Genomic DNA, 23,488 nt, shown 5'->3' on the forward strand with positions numbered 1-23,488 from the left:
GGATGGTTTGTTAATTATGCAGATTCTTGTTAAAATAAACGTTATGCGGGGATCTTCCGCAGTTGAATATTACCCCGGGGAACGAGATGTGAACCATACGGTTCATATGGACTGGAGGAAGACGGTCAGGCAGCAGCTGCCGATGATTAGAATCACATCCAGGCATGGGGAATGAGCGGAGAAAGTATGAACGATGATTTATTTGAAGACCGAATAACTGTTCACAGGAAAACCAGACGGGGTCTGCTGGCTGCGATTTCCATCGTGTTCTTTTTGATTATTGGGGTCGTAGTCCTGATGGGCTTCCAGTACAAGAATCTGATTATGCTGAATATTCAGGGCGAAGAAATTACCCCGGAAGAAGTTGCGGTTAACTCGCAGGTCGTGGAAAAGATCAATTCCTATAATAATCAGGTAGCCAACATTCTGCTGGTGGGGATTGACTCTTCGGTGAATAATACAAGACCGCAGCGATCCGATTCCATGATCATCCTGTCAGTGGATGATATTCATAAAACCATTAAGATGTCGTCTCTGATGCGGGACACCTATGTTAATATTGACGGGCACGGCAAGGACAAATTAAACCATTCCTATGCCTATGGCGGAATTCGCCTGCTGATGAAGACGATCAACCAGAACTTTGACATGAATGTCACGGATTACGTTCAGGTTGATTTCGGAGATCTGATTACCATTGTAAACGACCTGGGTGGTGTGGAGATGGCCGTAACCAAGGCTGAAGCACGCTATACCAATATCGTCATCGAACAGATCAACAAGTCCAATCGGACCTCCGTTCCGCTGCTGGAACTCAAGGATCAGACCATCAATCTGGATGGAACCCAGGCGCTGGCTTTTTCCCGGATTCGCTATCTGGATTCGGACTATGCCCGTGCGGCCAGACAGCGTAAGGTGCTCATGGCAGTTTACAGCAAAATGAAGCAGGTCAATCCAACCGAACTGCCGAAGTTTATTGCCGACATGAGTCAGCATGTGGAAACTAATCTGAATGAATTCCAGATCTTTGATCTGGCGATGAAAGCAAATGATCCCAAAATGACGGTTCATGGCACCCGATTCCCTTCCGAACGAACGGCCACTGAAGTCAACGCCAAGAGCTGGCATCTGCTTTATGACAAGGCAAAAACCGTAGAAGAGCTTCATGCCTTTATCTTTAAGGATGTGGATCCGGCCACCGGGAAAGCTTTAAACCCAGAACAGAATACCAAACCGGGCACGCCTTAATGTTTCGAACGATGAACCGTCGGTTCATCTTGACCACCACTCAGTTCCTGCAATCAATACGAATGATTGCCGATTGAAAACCACCCTTGAGACTTTGAATGAGTGAGGCTGCCTGTTGAAATCGATCAAAGGGATTAACCACGACGTTGTCCCTTTTTTTTGTTGAAGGACGGAGGAATTTTAATGTCATTCCAGGATATATACTTTGAAGAGCAATATGGGAAGCTGTGTCAGCTGATTGAGGGCGGAACCTGCAAAGTATTCGAACTTGATACGCCGGACGGAGTAATCCGACATCAGTTTCTAAAACGACATCTCCCGCCAGAATTGGATCCGGAGCAGAATTATTTTGACATCACGACGCCCTACGGATACGGGGGGCCGATTATTACGGAGCTGCGGGGAGATCAGACCAGGTTGCTGGATCAGTATGCCTCAGAATTTGAAGCTTATTGCCAGGAGCATAACATTGTCTCTGAATTCATTCGCTTTCACCCGATTCTGAAGAATCATAAAACCTTCAGCGACTACTACCAGCCGGAGCAGATTCGCCGCTGCGTAGTGACTGAACTGGATGGGACGGGGGATCCGCTGACGGATCAGTTTTCCAAGAGTGCCCGCAAGATCATACGGCATGGCCTTAAATCAGGGGCACAGATCGAGATCCTGGAAGGACCGACGGACCTGACCGAATTTTCGAAAATCTACTATGACACGATGGATCGCAATGAGGCGGAAGACTTTTATTATTTCTCTCCGGAATATTTTCAATACATCTGCGATCACCTGAGAGATCATATCATCAATGTCAGCATCCGGTATGAGGGGAAAGTCATCGCTTCCGGGATTTACTTTATTAACGACCAGATCATGCAGGTTCATCTGTCCGGGACTTACCGGGAATTTCTGCATCTGAGTCCGGCGTATCTGTTGCGGTATGGTGCCATTGACTGGGCCAACCGACACGGAATCACAAAGGTTCACCACGGCGGCGGGGTGTCAAACTCACCGGAGGATCCACTGCTGCAGTTCAAGCTGCGGTTCACGAAAAGCGAACCACTGGGATTCTTTATCGGAAGAAAGATTCACGACGAGAATGTATATCAGAACATGGTGGAATTAAGCGGCATGGCGGAATCGAGCTATTTTCCGAAGTACAGGGGAAAAAAATGAGAAAAGTAATTATATCAGGAGCTTCCGGGTTCCTGGGCAGAAATTTATTGGCCTTGTTTGGGGAAGATGATGATGTCATCGCGCTGACCTCGGATGTCAGGAAACTCGAAGAAATAAGCTGCGCGGCACCGGTCAGGATTCTGTCGAATACGGCATTTCTTGAATCAAATCTCGATCTCAACGGCTTCACGCTGCTTCATCTGGCCTATGCCCGCAGTCATGAAGCGGAGCCGATTACAGACAGCATTCAGTTTAGTGTCCGGCTGCTGCAGGCGGCACAGGCCTTGGGAGTCCGCCGGATCATCCACATATCCAGCCAGAGTCTTTATGATGTTCATCGCGCCGCACCGGCCAAAGTTTCAGATCTGGTATGGCCAACGAACTTGTATGACATTGGCAAATACTATCTGGAACACTGGATCTCGGAGTTTGCGGTGAAAAACCGGTGGGACTTTGTCCACCTGCGCATAGCCAGCCTGGTGGGAAACAATTTCCCACAGCGAATTACCACCCGGCTAGTTCAAAACGCCCTGACCAAGGGGGAGATATCAATCAATCTGAATGGTAAGTTGTTTTCCTATACCCATGTCCGGGATGTGGCAGATGCGATTCTGATTGCACAGTGCATGGAAGATCCTGCCTTCTGGAACCAGACTTACAACGTGGGTTCGATGGAAAGTTATCCGCTGACCCATGTCGCAAAAGCCATCGGTGAAGTCTGCGCCGAAGAGGGAATTACGGTCACCATTCACGAGGCTCCGGCTCCGGAAAATGGGGAGAACAGTTCCCTGGACAGCCTGGATTTCATGGAGCGAACCGGCTGGCAGGCCAAGTTCAGCCTGAAAGACATCATCCGGGATGAAGTGAAGTTTCAGCTGCGCCAGAACAACGACTCGTTGTCCCGTACGAAAGGAAATGGCTTGAATGTATAGTTTATTCTTTAAACGACTGTTTGATATCGTTCTTTCAGCCTTGCTGCTGTTCCTGCTGTCCCCGGTGCTTCTGGTGGTCTGGATTCTGGTTCGTTTCAAGCTTGGGTCGCCGGCTCTGTTCCGTCAGCGCCGGCCGGGTAAAGGCGAACGGATCTTTGAAATCATCAAGTTCCGCAGCATGTCCGATGCCAGGGATGCCAATGGCCAGCTGTTGCCGGACAAAGTGCGGCTGACCCGTTTTGGCAAGCTGCTGCGGGCGTCTTCACTGGATGAACTGCCGGAGCTGTGGTGCATTTTAAAGGGCGACATGTCTTTCGTCGGTCCCAGACCGCTGTCTGTGATGTACCTGCCCTACTACAGCGAGGAAGAAGCCTTGCGTCACTCGGTCCGTCCAGGTCTCACGGGGCTGGCCCAGATTAACGGACGCAACACCTTAAACTGGGATGATCGACTGGCCTATGATCTGGCGTATGTCCGTGACATCACATTCCGAAATGATCTTCGAATTCTGGTGCAGACCTTTTTAAAAGTGGTGCGCAAGGAGGATGTGGTGGTTTCGGGAACGGGAAAGGTCGGGGATCTGGATGAAATTCGGACGGTACGCCGGCCTGAATTACTTAGAAAAAAATGATTCGAATAATAGGTTCGAAGTAAGAGACTCAAAGAAAGAGACTCGAAGTAAGAAACTCAAAGAAAGAGACTCGAAGTAAGAAACTCAAAGAAAGAGACTCGAAGTAAGAGACTCAAAGAAAGAGACTCGAAGTAAGTAACTTGATCTAAATGACACGAATGCATAAGACACGAATGTATATTACTCGAAAATGAGGTCTGATGAATGGACAAGAAGAAATTACTGCTGCTTGGCGGAACCAGAAACATGAAGGAAATACTGGATGCAGCCCATAAGTTGGATCTTGCGGTTGGCGTGACGGACTGGTATGACGTGAAGCGTTCCCCGGTGAAACTGCTGGCGGAGGAGTCTTTCGATATCAGCATTCTGGACGAGGAAAAGCTGGACCGAATGATCCGGGAGCATCATTACGACGGGGTTTTGACAGGATTCACCGATTCCTATCTGATTCCGTATGCTGAGATCTGCAGCAGAAACCGGTTGTTCTGTTACGGCACGCGGGAACAGTTCGAGATCCTGACCAATAAAGCGAAGTACAAGGAATTATTCAATCAATATCAGGTTCCCACGCTGGAAACCTATGATCCGGGGCAAATCGATGAACGATTCGCCCATTTTCCAATTCTGCTGAAACCGGCGGAAGGATCGGGCGGCAATGGCCTTCGGGTGATCGCCGACTATGAGGAGTTCCTCGCTGCCCAGTCTGAACTCCAGCTTCTGGTGGACCCGGCGAAAATAATCATCGAGCCTTATCTGACGCAGCGTCGGGAGATGACCGCCTTTTTCCTGTTTGTGGATGGGGAGGTCTATCTGACGGGGACTGCCAACCGGTTTCTGTCGGGAACCAAAGATACGAAAATCGGGCTGCCACTGCTTTACAGCATGCCCGCCAGCGATGACCAGTTATTCCGCCAGCACACGGCTCCGGCACTGATGCGACTGTTCCGCGATCTGGAACTGAAGAACGGCATGCTGTTTGCCCAGTGCTTCCTGCATGAGGGGGTTCCGAAGGTCTATGACCTGGGGTATCGTCTGACCGGAACTCAGGAATACAAGCTCATGGAGCAGATGATGGGGATCAATCCCCTGGAAATGATGATTCATCACGCTCTGAGCGGAACGATGAATCCGTCAGGCCGGGTTCTGGCTCTGGATCAGCCGGCAGAAGGGTATGGCTTTAACGCGACTATTCTGGGCAGGGTCGGAACCATCGGATCCATTGCCGGTGAAGAAGCAATCCGCACATTGCCCGGGATGCTGGACTTGACTTTGAAATCTGCAGTGGGAGATTCAATTACGGACAAAATGGTGGGGACTCTGGGGCAGATTATCGCCCGGGTGTTCTTTACCGCACCCACCCTGGAGGCGGCTGCAGTGACGCTGCAGCAAGTGTATGACCTCCTTGTGATTACTGATACCACAGGCCAGGACATGATTGTTGAGCGGATGGACCCCGCCAGGTTGTTAGCATCTTATGAGAAATAATTATTTGGGACAGTTAAATTTTAGCAATCAAGCAGGCAAAGCGCTCCAGCTGTTGAAAGAGCTGCAGTGGGCAGACTGGGCGATGATCTACTTCTTTGGTCAGAGGATGTTCACTTCACTGTTCAGCGCTGTTCTTGAAACTAAGGGGATCCTGCTGTCAATGGGTGTCCTGGCGCTGCTTTACGCCATGACCCTGCTCGAGGCCTGGCGACTTCGGTCGCTGAAGGGAATCCGCACCTTTATCCTGCTGGTTCTGCTGGTGATGGTTCTGATATTGGGTACCATGACGTTTAATCAGCAGGCGATGGAATGGATGATGGATTTCAACTATGGGATTTTTACCAAGACTTTCGATGTGCGCAAAGGCTTGTTCGGTGCTTTTGTCATACTGATGGTGCGCCGGCCGGACAATCTGCTCAGGAATCTTCGGATCGCTGCCGGCATATCCTTCGTTTACCTGCTCTTTCAGCTGGGACTCTTTGTTGTGACCGGGAGCTGGGCCAACTATTACATTATGGAGGATCAGCAGTCCAGTACATTGATGTACAACCTGTCCTTTGGCTATGAGATGATGTTCGCCGCCCTGGTGTTTCTGGGCAGTGCGCTGGAACCCGGGAAGCGAAACGAATGGGCGGCAGGCATCGCCGGCGTGATGATCGCGTTTCTGTTTGGATCCCGCGGCGTGATTCTGCCGGTGGGTACCTTCCTGGTTTTCGTTTTTTTCTTCCGGCTTAATCGTACCTGGAAAGTCCGGATCGCAGCGGCAGGAATCCTGATGGCTGTGCTGATTCTGGGATGGAATCTGCTGCGAGGATTTACCGGTGGAACCATTACCACGGGCATCAGAAATCTCGACATGCTGCTGAGCAGCGCCTTTACGGATGACAACGGCCGGACCAAGATCTGGGATCTTGCCATCCGGGCGATTCAGCAAAAGTTTCCCCTGGGGTATGGGGTATATGGTGACCGGCCCTTCGTCGGTTCCTTCTTCCGCTGGGGGTACAGTCATAATATTGCCCTGGAACTGCTGGTCAGTTTTGGGATTTTCGGACTTGTTTTCCTGGGAGGACTGATCTGGCTGATTGGCCGGCAGTTTATCCGCTGTCAGTCCCAAAGTGGTCGACTCCTGCTCATGATCATGATCGCCATGAACGCGAAGCTGTTGATCTCAGACAGTTTCTGGCATTCCAGCTTTTTCTGGGCTCTGCTCGGGCTTGTGCTGGTGCTGTCTGAGCAGACCGATCAGCCTCCGGAATTATCAGGGGAAGCAGCAACGGTTGGACCTGAAAAATACCGCGGAGGGGCATTCCTGAAAGGGCGGCGTGGATTCTGGCTGCTGACCGGATTGGGACTTGTGCTCAACCTGGGTTTGCTGGTAGTGGTGGTCAATCAGGCTGTTGCCAACCAGAAGTACAAACCGGTTGTCTTTGATCGGCCGACTGTCATCATTGCCCTGCAGGATATGAATGGCAAAGCCCTGCACCTGGGGGTCACCGAACTGGCTCGCCGCGGTCTTTCCGCCAGCGTCTTCGTGGATCCAAAAGTCATGCCGGTTCAGGAAATTAAGGGACTCGACCGCCTGGCGGAAGCCGATTTGCATCTGGGGCTCAACTATCGGCCGCTGCGACTCGACAGCTTCCCGCCCATTGAGCAGTATCTGGAACTGAGCCGGAATAAGTTCAGTGACAGCGGCCGCAGCGGCGCTCTGGCTCTGTCTACCACTGTGGAAAACATTCACCCGGACATGCTGCAGTATCTGCGCCAACAATCGGATGCGATGATTTTAAAATCAAGACGACGGGATTCCTTTACCTATGAGAGCGTGACTCAGAATGATCTGTACAAGCTGGATTCACTCAACGCCAGCATCAATGATCTGAATCTGAGCCGCCGCCAGCCGTATATCGCCAGCCAGATTCAACTGGCCAAGGAGAAGGAGGCATTGCTCATCCTGTATTGGAGGAATCTCTCCGTGCAGCCGGTGAACCTGAAAAATAATGACACCTATGCCAAGTTTGACTATTACAAAGACACACTGGATTTGCTTCAGGCCAATGGATTTGAATTCATTACGATCACGGAACTGCTGGATCGGGCCAGAATGTCAGAAGAGGAGAAGACCCTGAAGAGTCTGATTGTCAATTCGGATATCTACAGGACGTTAAGGTAAGCTATGTTTAAAAAGAAAAAATTCTATTACGATATCATTCTCAATACGATGGCATTTGGCATCTACATTGTGTCGTTCCATCTCCTGATGATGCCATACCTTGCCCGGACCCTGGAAACCAGTGTCAATGCCAGCCTTCTGGTCTATATCATGATCAGCAATATCCTGACGCTGTCGCTGGGCAATGAACTGGGGGTACTTTATCAGGTGCTGACAGGCCGCCGGCCCGGACCGGACAATATTTCGGATCTGCGCTACCTGATGAATTGGACCAACGCAATACTAGGCCTGATAATGGTCGGGATTCTGTGGGTGCTGGGATTCAGTCCGTCAGAAGTCGCAGCCCTGACGATTACAACGATCCTGACCAACATTCGGTTCTACATTCAGGGGTACCTGCGTCAGAAAAAAATGTTCCAGGTCATCGGTGTTGGCAATCTGATGTATCTGGCCGGCGTAATCAGCGCGATTCTGATCTTCCGGTTCTCTCCGGTGATCTACTGGCTGCCGCTGCTGCTGTCCGAAATTTTCTCTTTTGTCTATCTGTATGCGCAGACGAAGCCCATGCGGGCGATTCCAGCGGGCAAGAGCGCTTACTATGAGGAAAACCGCAAGGAGTACCTTGAACTGGTGGGAGCCACAATCTTATCCAATATTCCCAACTATTTTGACAAGCTCCTGATTCTGCCGCTGCTGGGTGATATCACCATGGCCGTTTATTACGCCGGAACGGTTCTTTCCAAGATGCTGTTCCTGGTCGTGAATCCCATCAACGCCGTCCTGCTGTCCTGGCTGTCATCCGATCGGGATACGGATGAGTCCCTGGTCATCAAAACCCAGGTCAGAGTAAACATGATTCTGGTCGGGATCATTTTCCTGATCAGTTTTCCCATAACGTATCTCATGATCCGGTTTCTCTATCCCCAGTTCTTAAGTCAGGTCATGGGCATTCTGGTTCCCCTGTCGATGATTGCGGCGTTCTCGATCTCCGCCAGCCTGCTGCGGGTGGTATTCCTGCGTTACTTTGACCTGAAGCTGTTAAAATACATCAATCTGACTCAGATCGTTGTGTTTCTGGTCCTTTCGCTCGTTGGCGCAAAATGGTTCGGACTTGCCGGATTCACCTACGGGGTAGCCATATCAAAAGTCACTTTATGGCTTCAGTTTTATGTGCTGCTGCTTCGCGGCAGCAAAAAACCAGCCGGATTGAAAACCAGCCCGGTTCAGCCGGAGCATACGGTTAAAACCGGTCCGGAACTCAAGCCGAACGAGGACATCATGGGCAAAGAAGAACTGAACACCGGAGAAGTTTCCTAAGGCACAACCGATGGACCATGAAGGGGAGCATCTCACCCTGTTTCCCCGCGTCCGGGTGTTTCCGATGCTTCTGGAAACACGGTGACTGAAGAACAAGAAACATTGCGACCACGAGATACTTTCGAAGAAGGGAGGAACACATGAAGGAAATTGGCAGTCATTTTCATCTGAAGGAATCTGCGATTCAGAGAATTCAGGACAAATTGAAAGGGAACAGATCCGTCCAACCGGATGGTCGGATCGATGCGGTGAACCCGCAGAATTTCGGAAACTCCCGAATCTATTTCAGCAGCGGTCGTTCAGCGATTCGGTTCTGTCTGAAGGAGGTGGCAGAGACTGTAACTCGGGCCAGGTCAGTCCTTCGTAAATCTGCCCTGGTGCCGGAATACACCTGTGCCAGTGTGCTCGAGCCTTTTTTACGGGAAGGCTGGCAGCTGAACTTCTATCCGCTGGAACCGGACCTGACCGTTCGTGTTTCGGTCTGGAATCGGCTGATTGAGCAATACCAGCCGGATGCCATGCTGTTCCATCCGTTTTTCGGGTTTGATACGATCATCGCCGATGAACCGCTGGTTAAGCAGGATACAAAAATCATATATGACATGACCCAAAGCTGGGCCTCCGGCCTGAGCTATCCCTATGCTGACTTTGTGGTTGCCAGCTTAAGAAAGTGGGGGCCGTTGCCGGATGGAGCCTTTGCAGAAAAATGTTCGGGTCTGTTTTGGCAGGATCCTCCCCAAAGGGAGGACGGCATTCTCCTTGAACTGACGCTGGATGCCTACCGCGGCAAGGATCGATTTTTGTCACGGCTGGAAGGAAATAAAGCGGATTTTCTGAGTCAGTTTGCCAACGGGGGCAACCGGATTGCCGCTATGGATGAATCTTACCAAATGTCCGCTTTTTCACAGGCGGTATGGGATGAAATGACGGCTGCGCCAGCAAAGGATAGCTGGATGGAATCGCGCAGACAGAATTTCAGCCGATTGGCCGCTTATTCGGGTTGGAGCGATTTGGGCCGGCCTTACTTTGGACTGACCGGCGGAAGTGTTCCGCTCTATTTCCCGATTGAATTGAAGAATGGTATCAGAAAGCGACTGCAGTCCTTCCTGGCTCAAAAAAGAATTTATTGTCCGGTGATCTGGCCGGTGCCTGAACAGGTGAACATCCCTGCTTCGGACGACTTACGGCGGATCCAGGAAAATTGTCTGTGCATCCCCATTGACCAGCGCTATGGAATGGATGACATGAACCGGATCATGGAGTCACTCAATGAATTCGGGACTGACCGGAACAGCGGGTAGTGGTTTTGGACTGATCTTATTTGGCATGTAAGCAAAAATTCACCTTCTCCCCGGACACTCTGTGGTAAAATTACAGGTGATATTTATACGAAAAGAGAAAAGCAGCCAGTTTTTAGCCCAAGGGCTGCTTTGACAGACTGATGGGACTTTGTTTTGGAGATACATAATGAGTAATAACGAAAACGTGGAAAATGAGCACATATGGCTCGCGTCGCCGCACATGAGCGACGAGGGTTTTGAAAAAGAATATATTGAAGAGGCATTTGCAACCAACTGGATCGCTCCGCTTGGGAAAAATGTCAATGAATTTGAAATAGAGCTGGCCGCGCTGATTGACCGAAAAGCAGCGGCAGCGCTGGTATCGGGTACCAGCGCAATCCATCTGGCGTTGAAAGCCGCCAAGGTCAGACCGGGAGACCGTGTCCTTTGTCAGTCGCTGACATTTTCGGCGTCTGCGAACCCAATCCTGTATGAGCAGGCAGTGCCGGTTTTTATTGACAGTTCACCGGATACCTGGAATATTGATCCGGACCTGCTGGAGGAAGCGCTCAAATCTTATGATCATGTCGGGGCGGTCATCGTGGTGGATCTTTACGGTCTGGGCTCGGATTATGAGCGCATTGAAGCCATTTGCCAAAAGTACAATGTGCCTCTGATTGAAGATGCCGCGGAAGCGCTGGGTTCGGTTTATCAGAACCGTCCCGCCGGCAGCTTCGGTGATTTCGGTATCCTGTCCTTCAACGGAAACAAGATCATCACCACATCGGGCGGCGGCATGGTGCTGAGCAATAACCAGAAGGCCATCGATAAGATCAAGTTCTGGGCAACGCAGTCCAGGGATCTGGCAAAACATTATGAACACAGCGAACTGGGCTATAATTACCGGCTGAGCAATGTCCTGGCCGGAATTGGCCGGGGCCAGCTCAAGGTTCTTTCGGACCGGGTCAGTAAAAAGCAGGAAATTTACCATTATTACCGGGAACATCTGGAGGGTCTGGAAGGGGTCAGCTTCATGCCGGAAGTTGAGGGGCATTCGCCCAATTACTGGCTGACATCCATTCTGCTTGACGGTCCGGTGTCTGCTTCCCAGCTGATTCAGCATTTGGCGGATCACAACATTGACGCCCGTAAATTATGGAAGCCGATGCATCTGCAGCCGATTTTCCAGAAGTATGATTTCTGGGGAAGCGATGTCAGTGAACGGCTCTTTCAAACGGGGGTCTGTCTGCCTTCAGACACAAAAATGACCCTGAAGCAAATGGAGCGTATTGTTGCTGTCATCAAGCAGCTTTGGGATAGATCGTGACATGGGGAAATTCTCTGAGAAGATCCGTTCGTTCCCGAAAGGGAAAGTTTCGATTGAAGTGGCAGCGATTGCATTGATCAGTGCGGTATCTGTGCTCACGATTTTTCTGAGTGATAATTTTTCGGTTTCCACGATCCTTCCGTTCCTCATTAATTTGGGGATTTCAGCATACTGTCTCTTTTCCTTGAAAGAGAGAATGGGTCTGCTGTTCTTCAACCTGGCCATTTTTCTATTTCTGCTGGCTCGTCCCGTCATCGATCTGATGACCGGATTTGTGAACCACGTGCCCAACCGCTATACCTTCGAAACGGGACTGGGGGCTAATCGAATGCTGCTGGTTGCGCTGCTGGGACTGTTTCTGGGCCAGTGGCTGTATGAGCACAGGTCTGAAAAGATGGGCGGCTCAAGGAGCAATCGAGTGGCGGCACTGCTGAAGTCTCAGGAAGGATTGATTCGGCGGATTGCTCTGGCTGGATACCTGATCAGCCTGGCTGCCATGACAGCCGTCAATCTGGAAAAAGTAATCTTTCGCAGAAGCTACGGCTATGCGGCACTCTATGCTGAATTTAAAACGGGACTGCCCTTTGTGGTCATCGGCTTTGCCGAAGTGGGCGCTGCTTTTTTGGCCTTGTATCTTGCCACCCGGCCGCAGCTGAAGTACAGCCTGATTACACTGGCTTCCTATTTGGGCTCTACCGCCATTCTTCTTTTTGCCGGGGTTCGCTCCACCTTCAGCCGCAGCCTGCTGTTCAGCGTTTTTTTAGTCCTGCAGCTGCTGGCGTCGCAAAGCCAGCTGACCAGGCAGGTGAAAAAGCGTCTGATCGGTGGATTTGTGCTGATGGGATTGCTCCTGATCCCCGTATTTTATGGCATTGGCATCAACCGCTGGAATGTGGATCGTCTGGATACCGGGTTCCCGGTGGTGATTGATTTCATCTACGGTCAGGGGGTGTCGTATCAGACCCTGGCCAAGGGACAGGAATTAATTGAACTGCCGCCCTTTGATCAGAAAAATTACGCGCTGGGTCCGTTTCTGGATCAGTATGTGAATGACCTGCCGGAAAATCCCTACACGCCGGAATACATTGAACGGGGTGACAGCATGGCGGCGGATCTGGGGTACTATCTGCTGGGCAGCCAGTACTTTAAGGGGATGGGCATGGGCTCCTCCTACATCATCGAAATCTTCAGTGAGTTCGGCTTTCCCGGCGTTTTTGCCTTCAGCGGCTTTTTGGGGCTTCTGCTGGGCTCGCTGTCCAATATCACCTGGAAGAACAGTCTGATTGATGTGGTCAAGATCAGGATCCTACTGGATATATTTTATATTCCCAGGGCCGCGGCCATTCGATTTCTGCTCAACCTGATTGCGCCCAAATTCTTTCTTCCGATCCTGTTTACCATTATTCTTGCCTGCTGCTGTCGAACTGTTTCTGAAAAATGGGGTAAAAAATGAAAATACTAATGATATCACCGATATACCCCAAGCCAGGGGCTGCGACCCAGGGGATTTACGTGCACCGGATCTATCAGCTTTACCGCCAGCTGGGTTATGAGGTGGATTTGCTGATCTATGAAAGTGGTTCTTCCAAGGTACAGAAGCTGAAGGCCCAGTTCCGCTTTCTGACGGAGATCAGCCGTCGGCTGCGGCGAGGGGATTACGACATTGTCAATGTGCAGTATCCTTTCCTGGCAGCGATTCCGTTTCGTTTCATCAGATCCCGGGCGCCGATTATTACCTCCGTCCATGGTCATGATGTCAAGTACAATACCGCCTTTAAACGCGCCACGGGTTATTTTACCCGTCATCTGATCAAAAAAAGCCAGATGGTGATCACGCCGTCGGAATATTTCAAAGCCGAGCTTCTGCGCCGGTTTTCCATCGATCCGGATCGAGTGAGCGTGTGCCACCCGGGAGGAATCGACCTGGAAGTCTTTCACCCGGCGCTTCGGCCGGAGGAACTGAAGAATCCTGATATCCGAAGAATCGGCTATTGCGGGCGGATTGTTGAGGGGAAGGGCTGGCAGGTGCTACTGGAAGCCTTTTTAACAATTGCCCGGGAGGAGCGGTTCCGGGATCTGAACCTGGTGTTTGCCGGTACCGGCGCAGATGACGATCGGCTGCTGTCAAAAATACAGGGGATTCCGGATGCGGCGGTCAGAAATCGGGTCCAGGTGCTGGGGGCTTTGAATTCCGAGGAGCTGGCGAAATTCTATCGAAGTCTGGATGTGTTTGTTTTCCCGACCAGCTACGATGAGTCTCTGGGGCTGGTTGGCATTGAAAGCCTGGCCTGCGGCACCCCGGTAATTGCTTCGGCACTGGGGGGAATCCGTGAATATCTGGTCGAGGGAGTAAACGGCTTCCTGATTCCCAGCCTGAATCCTCAGGCTCTGGCCCAGGCTTTGGATCGGTATCTGATCCTGCCGGCACAGGAACAGGCGCTGTACAAATTCAGCGCTGCCCGCAGTGTCGAGCGCTACGGAACAAAAAATGTTGCCGAAAAGCTGGATCAGCTGGTGAAAAGCCTGGTTACCGAAAAGCAGAGGTCATAGGATGAACAAAATCTTGAAATCAGTCATGAAGGCAACTTTTCGGCTGCTCCTGCTGCTGCCGGCTTTTCTGTGGTTACTGAATCTCTCGATTCACCGGCCGGATCTCGCCAACATCAACCGGGAGATTCTATCCGCTCAGTTTTATACCGACATTACGAGCCAGATGGTTCCCTTCCTGGATCAGGGCGATGTTCTGGGCTTTGCCATGACGTCCCGGTATGCCTACCGGTTTCCTTCGGATTCTCCCGCCCGGCTGATCCACTCGGATTCCGTGGGAGAAGACCTGAAGCAGATTCTTCCGGTGGCAGATGGCTATGTCATTGCCACCCAGGAAAATGGTCTGCGCTATCAGTCGATTCAGCTGTTCCACTATGAGCCCCAGAGCCGGAAAGTCACGCAATTTGGCGATCCCAGGCTCGTTCAGGGGGACTTTTACGGAAATTTGATCGTGAAAGACGGCTGGATCTATTTTTGGTTTTTTGAACCCTCCGGCAATCTGTTTACCGCCGCTTACGACGGGAAGGAAATGACCGTACATAAACTGCCCGGTACCATTGATTTTTCAAAGGACGAGATTGGATTTAATCTGGCGTCTCCCAAGCTGGTCAACCGGCCAGTGCTCGAAATTCGACGGGGCGGGGCCATCGAATACTACTATCTGAATCAGGCGCTGGCGCCCAGAGCCGGCGGCCCCTGGGACGATCTGCAACAGGCTGAGGCCCGGAGTCTCTTTCAGCAGATCCTGGCGGATGACGCCGTGCAGAGGATCTGGCTGGCCGGACCTTACCTGGCAGCTGTCACAACGGATACGCTGTCTCTGTATGGAGCAGAACGAGTGAATCTGATCGAACAGGGTTCTCTGTATGATTCTCAAATTCACCGGATCAGTTATCGGGAGGATCAGCTGGAAGTGCTGCCATCACCTGAGGCTTCTATCCAGAAACAGCGTCTGATGGCAGATTACAGCCAACGCGGACTGGACGCCCAGGCTAGATTCCAGACATCCCTGAATCAGGTGGAATGGGTCGATTACATCAAGTCGGCTACTTCACTGGGGCTGATGCTGCTTCAGGCTGCCGTCTTCTATGTCTGGTACCGGGTGACGCGAAATTCTGAGAGGGTCGGACAATGATTCAATGGAAAGATCTGAAAGAAATATTTCTGAATGAGAGTCAGCCGGTCCTGAGTCTTTTCTACCAGTTAACCCTGGTGCTGGTACTTTGGTCAGTCAATCCCCAAAGCCTCTACTACAGCTGGAAGGTATGGGGCGGTCTGATGCTGCTCTGGCTTGGCCTGGCGGTATGGGCCACCGGTGGGGACGTGATCCGGCAGTTTTTCAGCAGAAGGATCTGGATCCTGATGCTGTGGCCCCTCTACAATCTGGTCATGAGCACTTTGGGGGTCGGCGCGTTCTACAACCGCCAGATTTCCATTGCGTTCACGATGCTGATTCCGTGCTGGTTTTTTCTGTTCCGCCGTACCCGGGAGATGACTCTGATCGCCAAACTGGCAGTCGGGTACATCGGTCTGATCGCGGTGGTTTCACTGACACAGTTCTTTTTCACGCCCAATATTGCCCGGGATCTGGCAGGGATTGAAAAAGGGTATTTCCGCGCCAGTCCGCTGCTGGGCAATTTCCATACGGTCTATGAGGCGATTCCTCTGACTGTTTTACTAGCCGGCGGCCTGCTCCTGATTCAGGAGAAAAGGCAGCGAATGGCAGCTATGGTTCTGGCACTGGCCTTATCTGCCTTCGTCCTGCTGTCCCAGTATGACATTGCCATGCTCACGCTGGTGCTGTATCTGGGGGGACTGCTGCTGGTTGTGATCTGGCGATTGGTGAAGATCAAAACGCAAGGCAGCTCCAGGCAGCGAATCCGAACCGAGGCTCCGGATGATCGCAAGAATCAGGATCAGGAGCTTCCGGATCCGAACCGGAGCGCCGGCTGGCCGGCCTGGATCCGAACGAATGGCTGGCTGACCGCATTTCTGGTCTATTCGAGTCCGGCGGTTCTGCTGCTGCTTCTCAAAGCGCCCATTGACCGTCTGATCTACTTGATGGATCTGCGCCAGCTGGCTGCACTGACCAAACTGGTGAACCGGCTCCGGGTATATCTTAAGTCGGTTGTGATCTTTCAGGAGCACCCCTTGCTGGGAATTTCGCCGCTGCCGGATCGGACCCTCTTTGACCTGGGCAATCACTCGGATTACTTCGATCTTCTGGCTGAATACGGCCTGGTCGGATTTATACTGTTCCTTTCGACCTGGCTGTTCCTGGTGATCCTGACGACCAGGAATCTGCCGGTAAAAGGCCGCTGGACCTTCCTGCTGGCCCTGAGTTCCTTTCATCTGGTGTTTTTCGTGAATCCGGTGGTCGATGTTTCCTCGGTGATCGTCCTGTTCTTCATTCTTCCCGGACTCCTCTGGGATTTTGCCGGACCGGCTGAAGTTCCCATGCAGAGGGAATCCGAACTGCTCCATGTGCCAGAGGCTGGTTCGCCAATGCTCCATAGCGATTCGATCTAAATCCGATCGACAGACATGACCGTTTATCGTTCCTCAGGGATGCGATAAACGGTCATGTTTTTTTCTTCAAACATTATGACTGGCTTTTACCGATCTCCTGAAGATGAGCCTGTCATGGGCGATTCGTCATGAAAAAGAAGGGCAGGATTATTTTTTTAATTGGGTAACACCTGTTGTACAGACTGTCCAGTCGATATGTTACTCTAGGAAAGAAGTAAATGGTTGGATAATTATTATAGATCAATTGGAAAAATTCCGCCAATAATTACTAATTGCTGTCTGATAATTATGACCAGCCTGAAAATGCATCAAGGAGGTAGTTCAGGGCACGAAATAACGAACGGGGTGTGTTAGGAATGAGACCGTTTCTCTAAACTAGCTCGCAAAGAACCTGCTATAGAGTGATATGACGAGAAACCACAGCGCTTAACAGATGACAAAATGCATTCGAAAAGATCAATAGGATACATTCGCGTAGCACGATCCATACAGCAATAATCAAGCGGCAGCTACGGTGCAAATGATTCGAAGCGGCAGATGCAAGATTCGTGTGGAAGAATGCAAGGTTGGAGCTGTCGGATGAAAGGTTGGTGCTACCGGATGCAGACAGTGGATCCGACCAAAAAATCAAGTTTCATCCAGTCGATTACAGGAGAATCAAATGATAAATGAAGGTGAAGAATACACCTGGATCATATAAAAAATTTTTAGGAGAATGAAATGAAAAACTCATTACAAGCTGTTTCGATGAAATCGAGAAAAATCAGTCTGTTTCTTGTCCTGATGCTGGCACTGCTATTTGGGGCCATTCCCGCGCAGGCATCGGTCCTTTCAAAGCATTTCCCGGACAGAACTCAGTCTCTTCGACTGAATCCGATCAACACATTCGCTTTCAGTCCGGACAACTTCGGGTCGATGTCTAACCCGGCGTACCCGGGAGAAGGAGTTCGGTTTACGGGCAGCAATTACTCCGGTGACTTTGAATATGTGATTACTATCGGCAATGTCATCCGAGGGAAGGAGGCGGCAGACTATGCCAAGGTAAATAATCCGTACAACACCGTTCCCTCCGGAGCGGAGTTATTTATCTTCGACGTGGCTTTCCAGTTAAACTACAGCGATGAACAGCCGATGTATGTCTCTGATTGGGATTTTACCGGGTACACCAGTACCAAAGCGGAGTACAGCAACACAGACGCCATAGTACTTGACAATGATTTTGGCGGAAATGTCTACAATGGGGGAGTCCTGGAAGGGAAGGCGTATATCTTTGCTCCGGCGGGCGACAGTCCTTATATCGTCTTCAATCCGTTCTACGACCCGGACTTCAATGTTGTCTTCAAGGCGGATCCGGGATTGGCGGATCTCACCGTTTCATCCTTCTCGACGGGAGGAAAGACGGAATGCTCAGTGGGAGAAACAGTATCTCTGTCAGCAACGGCCACCGGAGGAAATACAAGATCAGGTTCCTATCAGTATGGTTTCATCTGTCTTGATTCTCAGGGGAATACTCAGGTGATCCGCGAATTCGGGAAAAGCAACACCGCGATCTGGACACCTTCTCAATATGGGACCTATGAGCTCTATGCCGGAGTCATTGACGCCGGGGATGGCTTTGCGCAGAAAACCAAGACCTTCACGGTGAAGCCCAAAGCGCCCCAGAACTTCACGGGATCCTCGAGCTCTCCGAACAGCATTCATCTCAGCTGGAATTTGGATTCTGGCATGAGCGGGTATGAACTGGCCCGGAGTGAATCCCAGACTGGTCCTTTTACAACGATTGATCTGACCGGAAATTCCTATGAGGATCAGAATCTGGTGACCGGCAAGTCCTATTATTATAACATCCGGGCCTATGTCAAGGCGGGCACCACGAAAGTCTACAGCAATTATTCCAGTGTGCTGGCAGTCAAGCCGGTACTCAATGCGCCGGAAAACTTCAGGGCGACTGCTCCGGAACCCACCACCCATCAGCTGACCTGGAATGAAGTTCCCAGCGCGGCGGGGTATATCGTTTCCTACGGCAATGCATTGACCGATCTGGATCGCTGTGAACATACATCCGACCCAACGCTCAAGCTGACCAATGTTGCCCAGGACAGCGCATTCTACTATAAAGTCCAGGCATACAGCCTGATTGATGGAGTGGAGGTGCCGGGAACATACTCAGCAGCCCAATCCATTGTGCCAAGAGTAGTTAACGTAAAGGCTGAATCGGCTTCCGGCAGCAGTAGCCGCATCGAATGGTCGCCGATCATCGGAGCATCAGGGTATCAGATCTGGGGAGCCTCTTCACCGGATGGAGAGTTCAAGCTGTTGAGCACTCGGACAGATACGAACTATGTTCATACCGTACTGACGACAGGAACTGAGTATTTCTACAAAGTCAGGGCTTACAGCAATCTGGAGTCTGCGAAGACTTACGGGGAATATTCGGAGGTTGCCAGCGCCATCCCCGTTCTGACTGCACCCACTTCTCTGAAAACTGCATCCTCCGGCTACAACAGCGTGACAGTGAGCTGGTCCGGTGTGGCAGGTGCTGGCGGTTACGAAGTCTGGCGTTCACGCACCAGTGGCGGAACGTATTCTTTGGTCGGAACAACGACTGCCGCCTCATACCTCAACACGGGGATGTCTACGGGATCTCTTTATTACTACAAGGTCAGAGCATACCAGAGCGGAGCGAATGGGAAACTATACGGCGGATTCTCAGCCCCGGTTTCGGGCAAACCGCTGCCGGCGACTCCGGTGATTACGCCTTCGTCCTCGGGGTACAACAGTATTACGGTGAAATGGAACGCCATTGCCGGAGCCACCGGCTACCAGGTGTATCGATCCACTTCCAGCAGCTCCGGTTATACACTGGCTGGCGAAACAACAACGGCACTGTCGTTCAAAAACAGCAGTCTGACGACCGGCAAAACCTATTATTATAAAGTCCGGGCCTATCGTCTGGTGGGATCCACCCGAGTCTACAGCAGCTACTCAACGGTCAAAAGCACGAAACCGCTGCCATCCGTTCCTTCGAACTTCAGCGCGCTGCGAGTCACATCCAGCAGCATCAAGACTTCCTGGTCAAAAGTCAGCGGAGCCAGCGGCTATGAAGTATATCGGGCGACTTCGAGCACCGGTACCTACAGCCTGAAGCGGACCACTTCATTGCTGTCCTATACCAACACCGGCCTGACCAGGGACCGCACCTACTATTACAAAGTCAGAGCCTACCGCATGGTCGGCACAACCAAAATATATGGCAAATGGTCAGTTATTAAGTCAGCCAGACCTTAAGGACATGAATCATTGAAACGGCAGCAAATCACCCAGGTGATTTGCTGCCTCTTTCGATTTGCTGGGATCGTTAAGATCATTCAGGGCTCTATGAACAGAGCTCCATGGACAGAGCTCTAGGAACAGAGCACTTTGACAGAGCTCTGCTCAAATGGTTTTTGAAGATTGATCTGACAGGGGGGACAGGCTGTTGTGGGGCAGCTGCCTGATCAGGGTGGTGAAGGTGATCGGCCGGAGCGGGCTGATCAGGCTGATCAGGCGGGTATTCGAAGGATTTTATGTCTAAAGGGACAAGTTTCAGGGAGGGGAAACCAAGAGGAGGGCGAGTGAATGGTCGTGAAAACTAGTGGGGTGCGATTTAATTTTATAATGGTTATCAAGTTCGAATGCTTCTATTATTTTGTTTTAGAAAGAAAAATTGAGGGGAGAAAGAAATTTTTATTGGTATCAATGCTATTTTTTTATTCGATTTGTTGTTAAAATGAGTTTTGTAATGGTTTTACGTATTTTACTATATTTTATTGGAGGAAATTATGCATCGAAACAAAAATCTGATTCGTTTCGCGTCGGCTGCTCTGGCGTTTTCATTGCAAATTGGTTTGTCTGGGGGAGTTGCTTTGGCGAATCCGTTCCGGCAAGGCTCGGACTATGTTCGTCCCGCCTTGTATCACCCGGCGATCGGGATTGAGACCAATCGGACCATCGTTTCGCAGATGGCGGATATGACGGCACCGGTCATTGACCGGTCGACGCTGTCGGTGGTTCAGACGGCAACGACGCCGGGTGGACTGGTCACGATCCGAGTCAAGGTGACGGATGAGAATACCGGAGTTCGGGAAGTTAAGTTCACCTTCGACAATGTCAACGGGGGCTATCGCTACCTGACGACGATTCGGCCGGATGCTTCGGGTTATTATTCGGTGCAGATCCCGATTGATTCCAACACCCATGACGGAGGCTGGTCGCTGTCCTTCCTGGAAGCCGTCGACAATAACGGCAACTGCCGGTTCTATAACGGCCGGGAAGTGGATCTGAGCCGCGGGAACTTCACGGTGGTCAATCCCAAAGCGGATATGACGGCGCCGGTGGTTCAGGTGGGAACTCTGAAGATTAATCAGACCACAGCCAAGCCTGGGGATACCATCCGGATGGGGGCTCTGGCAGCGGATGAAAAGACCTCGGTGAAAGAGGTTCAGTATACGCTGATTAACGAGAACCGGGGATCCAAAGTTCTGTCATCTACTAAGGCGGACATCAACGGCTACTATATGGCGAGCTTCGTGATTGATGCCAATACCCACCATGGCAAGTGGACGCTCCAGGACATCAGCGTTGTAGATGACAACGGCAACTACCGGGCGTATTCCAGCTATGACGAGGATCTGAGCAAGGGCAACTTCACGGTGGATAATCCCGGGGCGGACATGACACCTCCGACCATTGACATTTCAACATTGTCAGTGAACCGCACCACTGCCTATCCGGGCCAAAGCGTCCGGGTCAAGGTCAAGGCTTCGGACTCCCAGACAGGGGTTCGCTCCGTGGAATTTGATCTGCACAACGAATACGGCGGCATGGCCACGTTCAAGGATACGACGCCGGACTCCTATGGCTATTACTCCATGGATCTGGACATCACGGATGTCACCCACACCGGCAAATGGTATGTCAACGGCATCGGCGCTGTGGACAACAATGACAATTACACCGGAAACTGGTTCTACGACACGGATCTGTCCAAGGGATCCTTCACTGTCCAGGAATCGCTCCTGCCGGAAAACCCGATCAATGCCATCGTCATCGACAAGGATACCACCTGGAATTACAAGGTTGTGGATCAGGATGTCTATGTCGCACCGGACGCTGTGCTCAAAACCGGCGATGTCAACATCCGGGGCAATCTGTACATCTACGGGACGGTGGAAACCAGCCAGTCCCTGAAGGCGACCAACCTGTATGCCGTTTCCGTGCGACAGGGCGCCATGACCAGCCGCACCAAGGGCGCGCTGTATGTGGCCGGGGGCACCACCAGCTTCCTCAAATCAAACCTCTCGGCTCAGCCGGTACCGTCGATCCCGATTCAGATCATGAGTGAGAATCAGGTCAATCCAGACGGGATCCTGCCGCTGATTGAGGGCGCAACGGTGAAAGTCGGAACGCTGACCCTGAATGGCCAGTCCGTTCCGCTGAACTACAACGGAACCTTTACGGTAGATAATGTCCAGGTGGGCAAAGCCCAGAGCCTGAACTTCCGGTTTGTCGACAGCTATGGCAAGGAAACCCTCATGACTTATGCCGTGGACAACCCCATTGACAAGGTTGAGGTACTGGCCGGAGCCAGCCGCTATGAGACCGCGAATATTATCAGCGCAGCTGCCTTCTCTTCTGCCGGCACGGCGATCCTGGTATCAGGGGCCAACTTCCCGGATGCTCTGGCTGCCGGTCCGCTGGCCACGGCACTGAATGCACCGATCCTTCTGACCTCGAAGACGGAGCTGACCGCCGTGACCAAACAGGAACTGGTCCGCCTGGGCGTCAAGAAGGTGATCATCATGGGCGGCACAACCGCCATCGATGCCGCCGTTGAAACCAGCCTCAAGGCAATGAGCGGTATGACGGTAGAGCGGATTGCCGGAACCACCCGCTACGACACCGCAATCAAAGCGGCAGAGCGTCTGGAACTGATCAAGGGGAAACCGACCTCGGTCATCCTGGCTTCAGGCAGCTCCTTCCCGGATGCGCTGGCCATCGGCAGCTACGCAGCCAAGAACGGAATTCCGATCCTGCTGACCGATGGCAAGAGCCTGGGTCTGGGAAATGATGCTTATCTCAAGAGCAAGGGCATCACCAAAGTCACCATGGTGGGCGGCACCCTGGTGCTGAGCAGCACACTGCAGCAGTCCCTGGTTACCAAAGGACTTACCGTTACCCGTCTGGCCGGAGCGACCCGGACAGAGACCGCAACCCTGGTTGCAAAGACCTACTATCCGGAAGCCACCGGCGCCATTGTCGCCAATGGCTGGACCTTTGCCGACGCGCTGGCAGCCGTACCCTATGCCGCCAAGCTCAATGTACCGATCCTGCTGGTGAGCAAAACCGCCATCGACACCAGCGTGAAAGGCTATCTGGCCAATTCACCGGTCCATGACATCAAAGTGGTCGGAGGCGAACTGGTGATTTCTTCCGCGGTGCAGACCCAGCTGATGGAAGCCATGGCTCAGTAAGGTGAAGGATTGCTCCCAACCTGGGAGCAATCCGACGAAGATGCTGATCGCAGCAGCCCACACAAAGGGATCTGCAGCACTGGACTTCAACAGATTCGAATCAAGTATCTAAAACAGAAATTTCACCGGGGACCTTCGGGACCTGTACCTGCAAACCAGCAGAAGGCCGAGAGCTCTGATCTTCGAGTGACTAAGGAAATGCGCCGGAATCAACCGCTGATTCCGGCGCATTTCCTGTCTGGGATTCATGAAAAAAAACAGATTTTTTGTACGACGGTCCGTTTGCAGGTTTCATCGGCAGAGGGGACTGGGGCAACTTGCTGCAGATCCCCGGTTG

General features: G+C 51.6%; 15 protein-coding genes. All 15 read left to right on the forward strand.

Annotated features, from left to right (window positions below):
* The first annotated feature begins 186 nt into the window (after positions 1-186).
* The 15 genes from NQU17_04325 to NQU17_04395 all read left to right on the forward strand — a co-directional run bounded on the left by NQU17_04325 (position 187) and on the right by NQU17_04395 (position 23,151).
* Positions 187-1,248: an LCP family protein gene (locus tag NQU17_04325; protein UUM12793.1), complete on the forward strand. Its 1,062-nt coding sequence runs from the start codon at positions 187-189 to the stop codon at positions 1,246-1,248.
* Between the two features lie 183 nt (positions 1,249-1,431).
* Positions 1,432-2,421, forward strand: a complete 990-nt coding sequence (locus tag NQU17_04330; GenBank protein UUM12794.1) for a peptidoglycan bridge formation glycyltransferase FemA/FemB family protein — start codon at positions 1,432-1,434, stop codon at positions 2,419-2,421.
* Positions 2,418-3,353, forward strand: a complete 936-nt coding sequence (locus tag NQU17_04335) for an NAD(P)-dependent oxidoreductase (GenBank protein ID UUM12795.1) — start codon at positions 2,418-2,420, stop codon at positions 3,351-3,353. Before NQU17_04330 ends, NQU17_04335 begins: the two co-directional genes overlap by 4 nt.
* Entirely contained in the window at positions 3,346-3,984 is a 639-nt protein-coding gene (locus tag NQU17_04340; protein ID UUM12796.1) for a sugar transferase, read from the forward strand. Before NQU17_04335 ends, NQU17_04340 begins: the two co-directional genes overlap by 8 nt.
* A gap of 204 nt (positions 3,985-4,188) precedes the next feature.
* Complete coding sequence (locus NQU17_04345) at positions 4,189-5,469, forward strand: hypothetical protein (GenBank protein UUM12797.1); 1,281 nt, start codon at positions 4,189-4,191, stop codon at positions 5,467-5,469.
* Entirely contained in the window at positions 5,459-7,639 is a 2,181-nt protein-coding gene (locus NQU17_04350; protein UUM12798.1) for an O-antigen ligase family protein, read from the forward strand. The genes NQU17_04345 and NQU17_04350 overlap by 11 nt, the downstream gene beginning before the upstream one ends.
* A 3-nt stretch (positions 7,640-7,642) precedes the next feature.
* Positions 7,643-8,956 (forward strand): hypothetical protein, encoded by a 1,314-nt coding sequence (locus tag NQU17_04355; GenBank protein UUM12799.1) that lies wholly within the window; start codon positions 7,643-7,645, stop codon positions 8,954-8,956.
* Positions 8,957-9,096: 140 nt separating this feature from the next.
* Positions 9,097-10,257, forward strand: coding sequence for a hypothetical protein (locus tag NQU17_04360; protein UUM12800.1), 1,161 nt, complete (start codon positions 9,097-9,099; stop codon positions 10,255-10,257).
* A gap of 166 nt (positions 10,258-10,423) precedes the next feature.
* Complete coding sequence (locus NQU17_04365) at positions 10,424-11,563, forward strand: aminotransferase class I/II-fold pyridoxal phosphate-dependent enzyme (GenBank protein ID UUM12801.1); 1,140 nt, start codon at positions 10,424-10,426, stop codon at positions 11,561-11,563.
* 1 nt (position 11,564) lies between these two features.
* Positions 11,565-13,016 carry an O-antigen polysaccharide polymerase Wzy family protein gene (locus tag NQU17_04370; protein ID UUM12802.1) on the forward strand — a complete coding sequence of 484 codons (1,452 nt, stop codon included), beginning with the start codon at positions 11,565-11,567 and terminating at the stop codon, positions 13,014-13,016.
* On the forward strand, positions 13,013-14,113 hold the full coding sequence (locus NQU17_04375) for a glycosyltransferase family 4 protein (GenBank protein UUM12803.1): 1,101 nt from the start codon (positions 13,013-13,015) through the stop codon (positions 14,111-14,113). Before NQU17_04370 ends, NQU17_04375 begins: the two co-directional genes overlap by 4 nt.
* A gap of 1 nt (position 14,114) precedes the next feature.
* Complete coding sequence (locus tag NQU17_04380) at positions 14,115-15,245, forward strand: hypothetical protein (protein ID UUM12804.1); 1,131 nt, start codon at positions 14,115-14,117, stop codon at positions 15,243-15,245.
* Positions 15,242-16,639: a hypothetical protein gene (locus NQU17_04385; GenBank protein UUM12805.1), complete on the forward strand. Its 1,398-nt coding sequence runs from the start codon at positions 15,242-15,244 to the stop codon at positions 16,637-16,639. Before NQU17_04380 ends, NQU17_04385 begins: the two co-directional genes overlap by 4 nt.
* Positions 16,640-17,386: 747 nt before the next feature.
* A complete protein-coding gene (locus tag NQU17_04390; protein ID UUM12806.1) occupies positions 17,387-19,927 on the forward strand; it encodes a fibronectin type III domain-containing protein in 2,541 nt (846 codons plus the stop codon).
* A 533-nt stretch (positions 19,928-20,460) separates the two neighbouring features.
* Positions 20,461-23,151 (forward strand): cell wall-binding repeat-containing protein, encoded by a 2,691-nt coding sequence (locus NQU17_04395; protein UUM12807.1) that lies wholly within the window; start codon positions 20,461-20,463, stop codon positions 23,149-23,151.
* Positions 23,152-23,488 lie beyond the last annotated feature (337 nt).

This window comes from Clostridiaceae bacterium HFYG-1003, from assembly GCA_024579835.1.
In the GTDB taxonomy this organism is placed as follows: Bacteria; Bacillota; Clostridia; order Clostridiales; family Clostridiaceae; genus JG1575.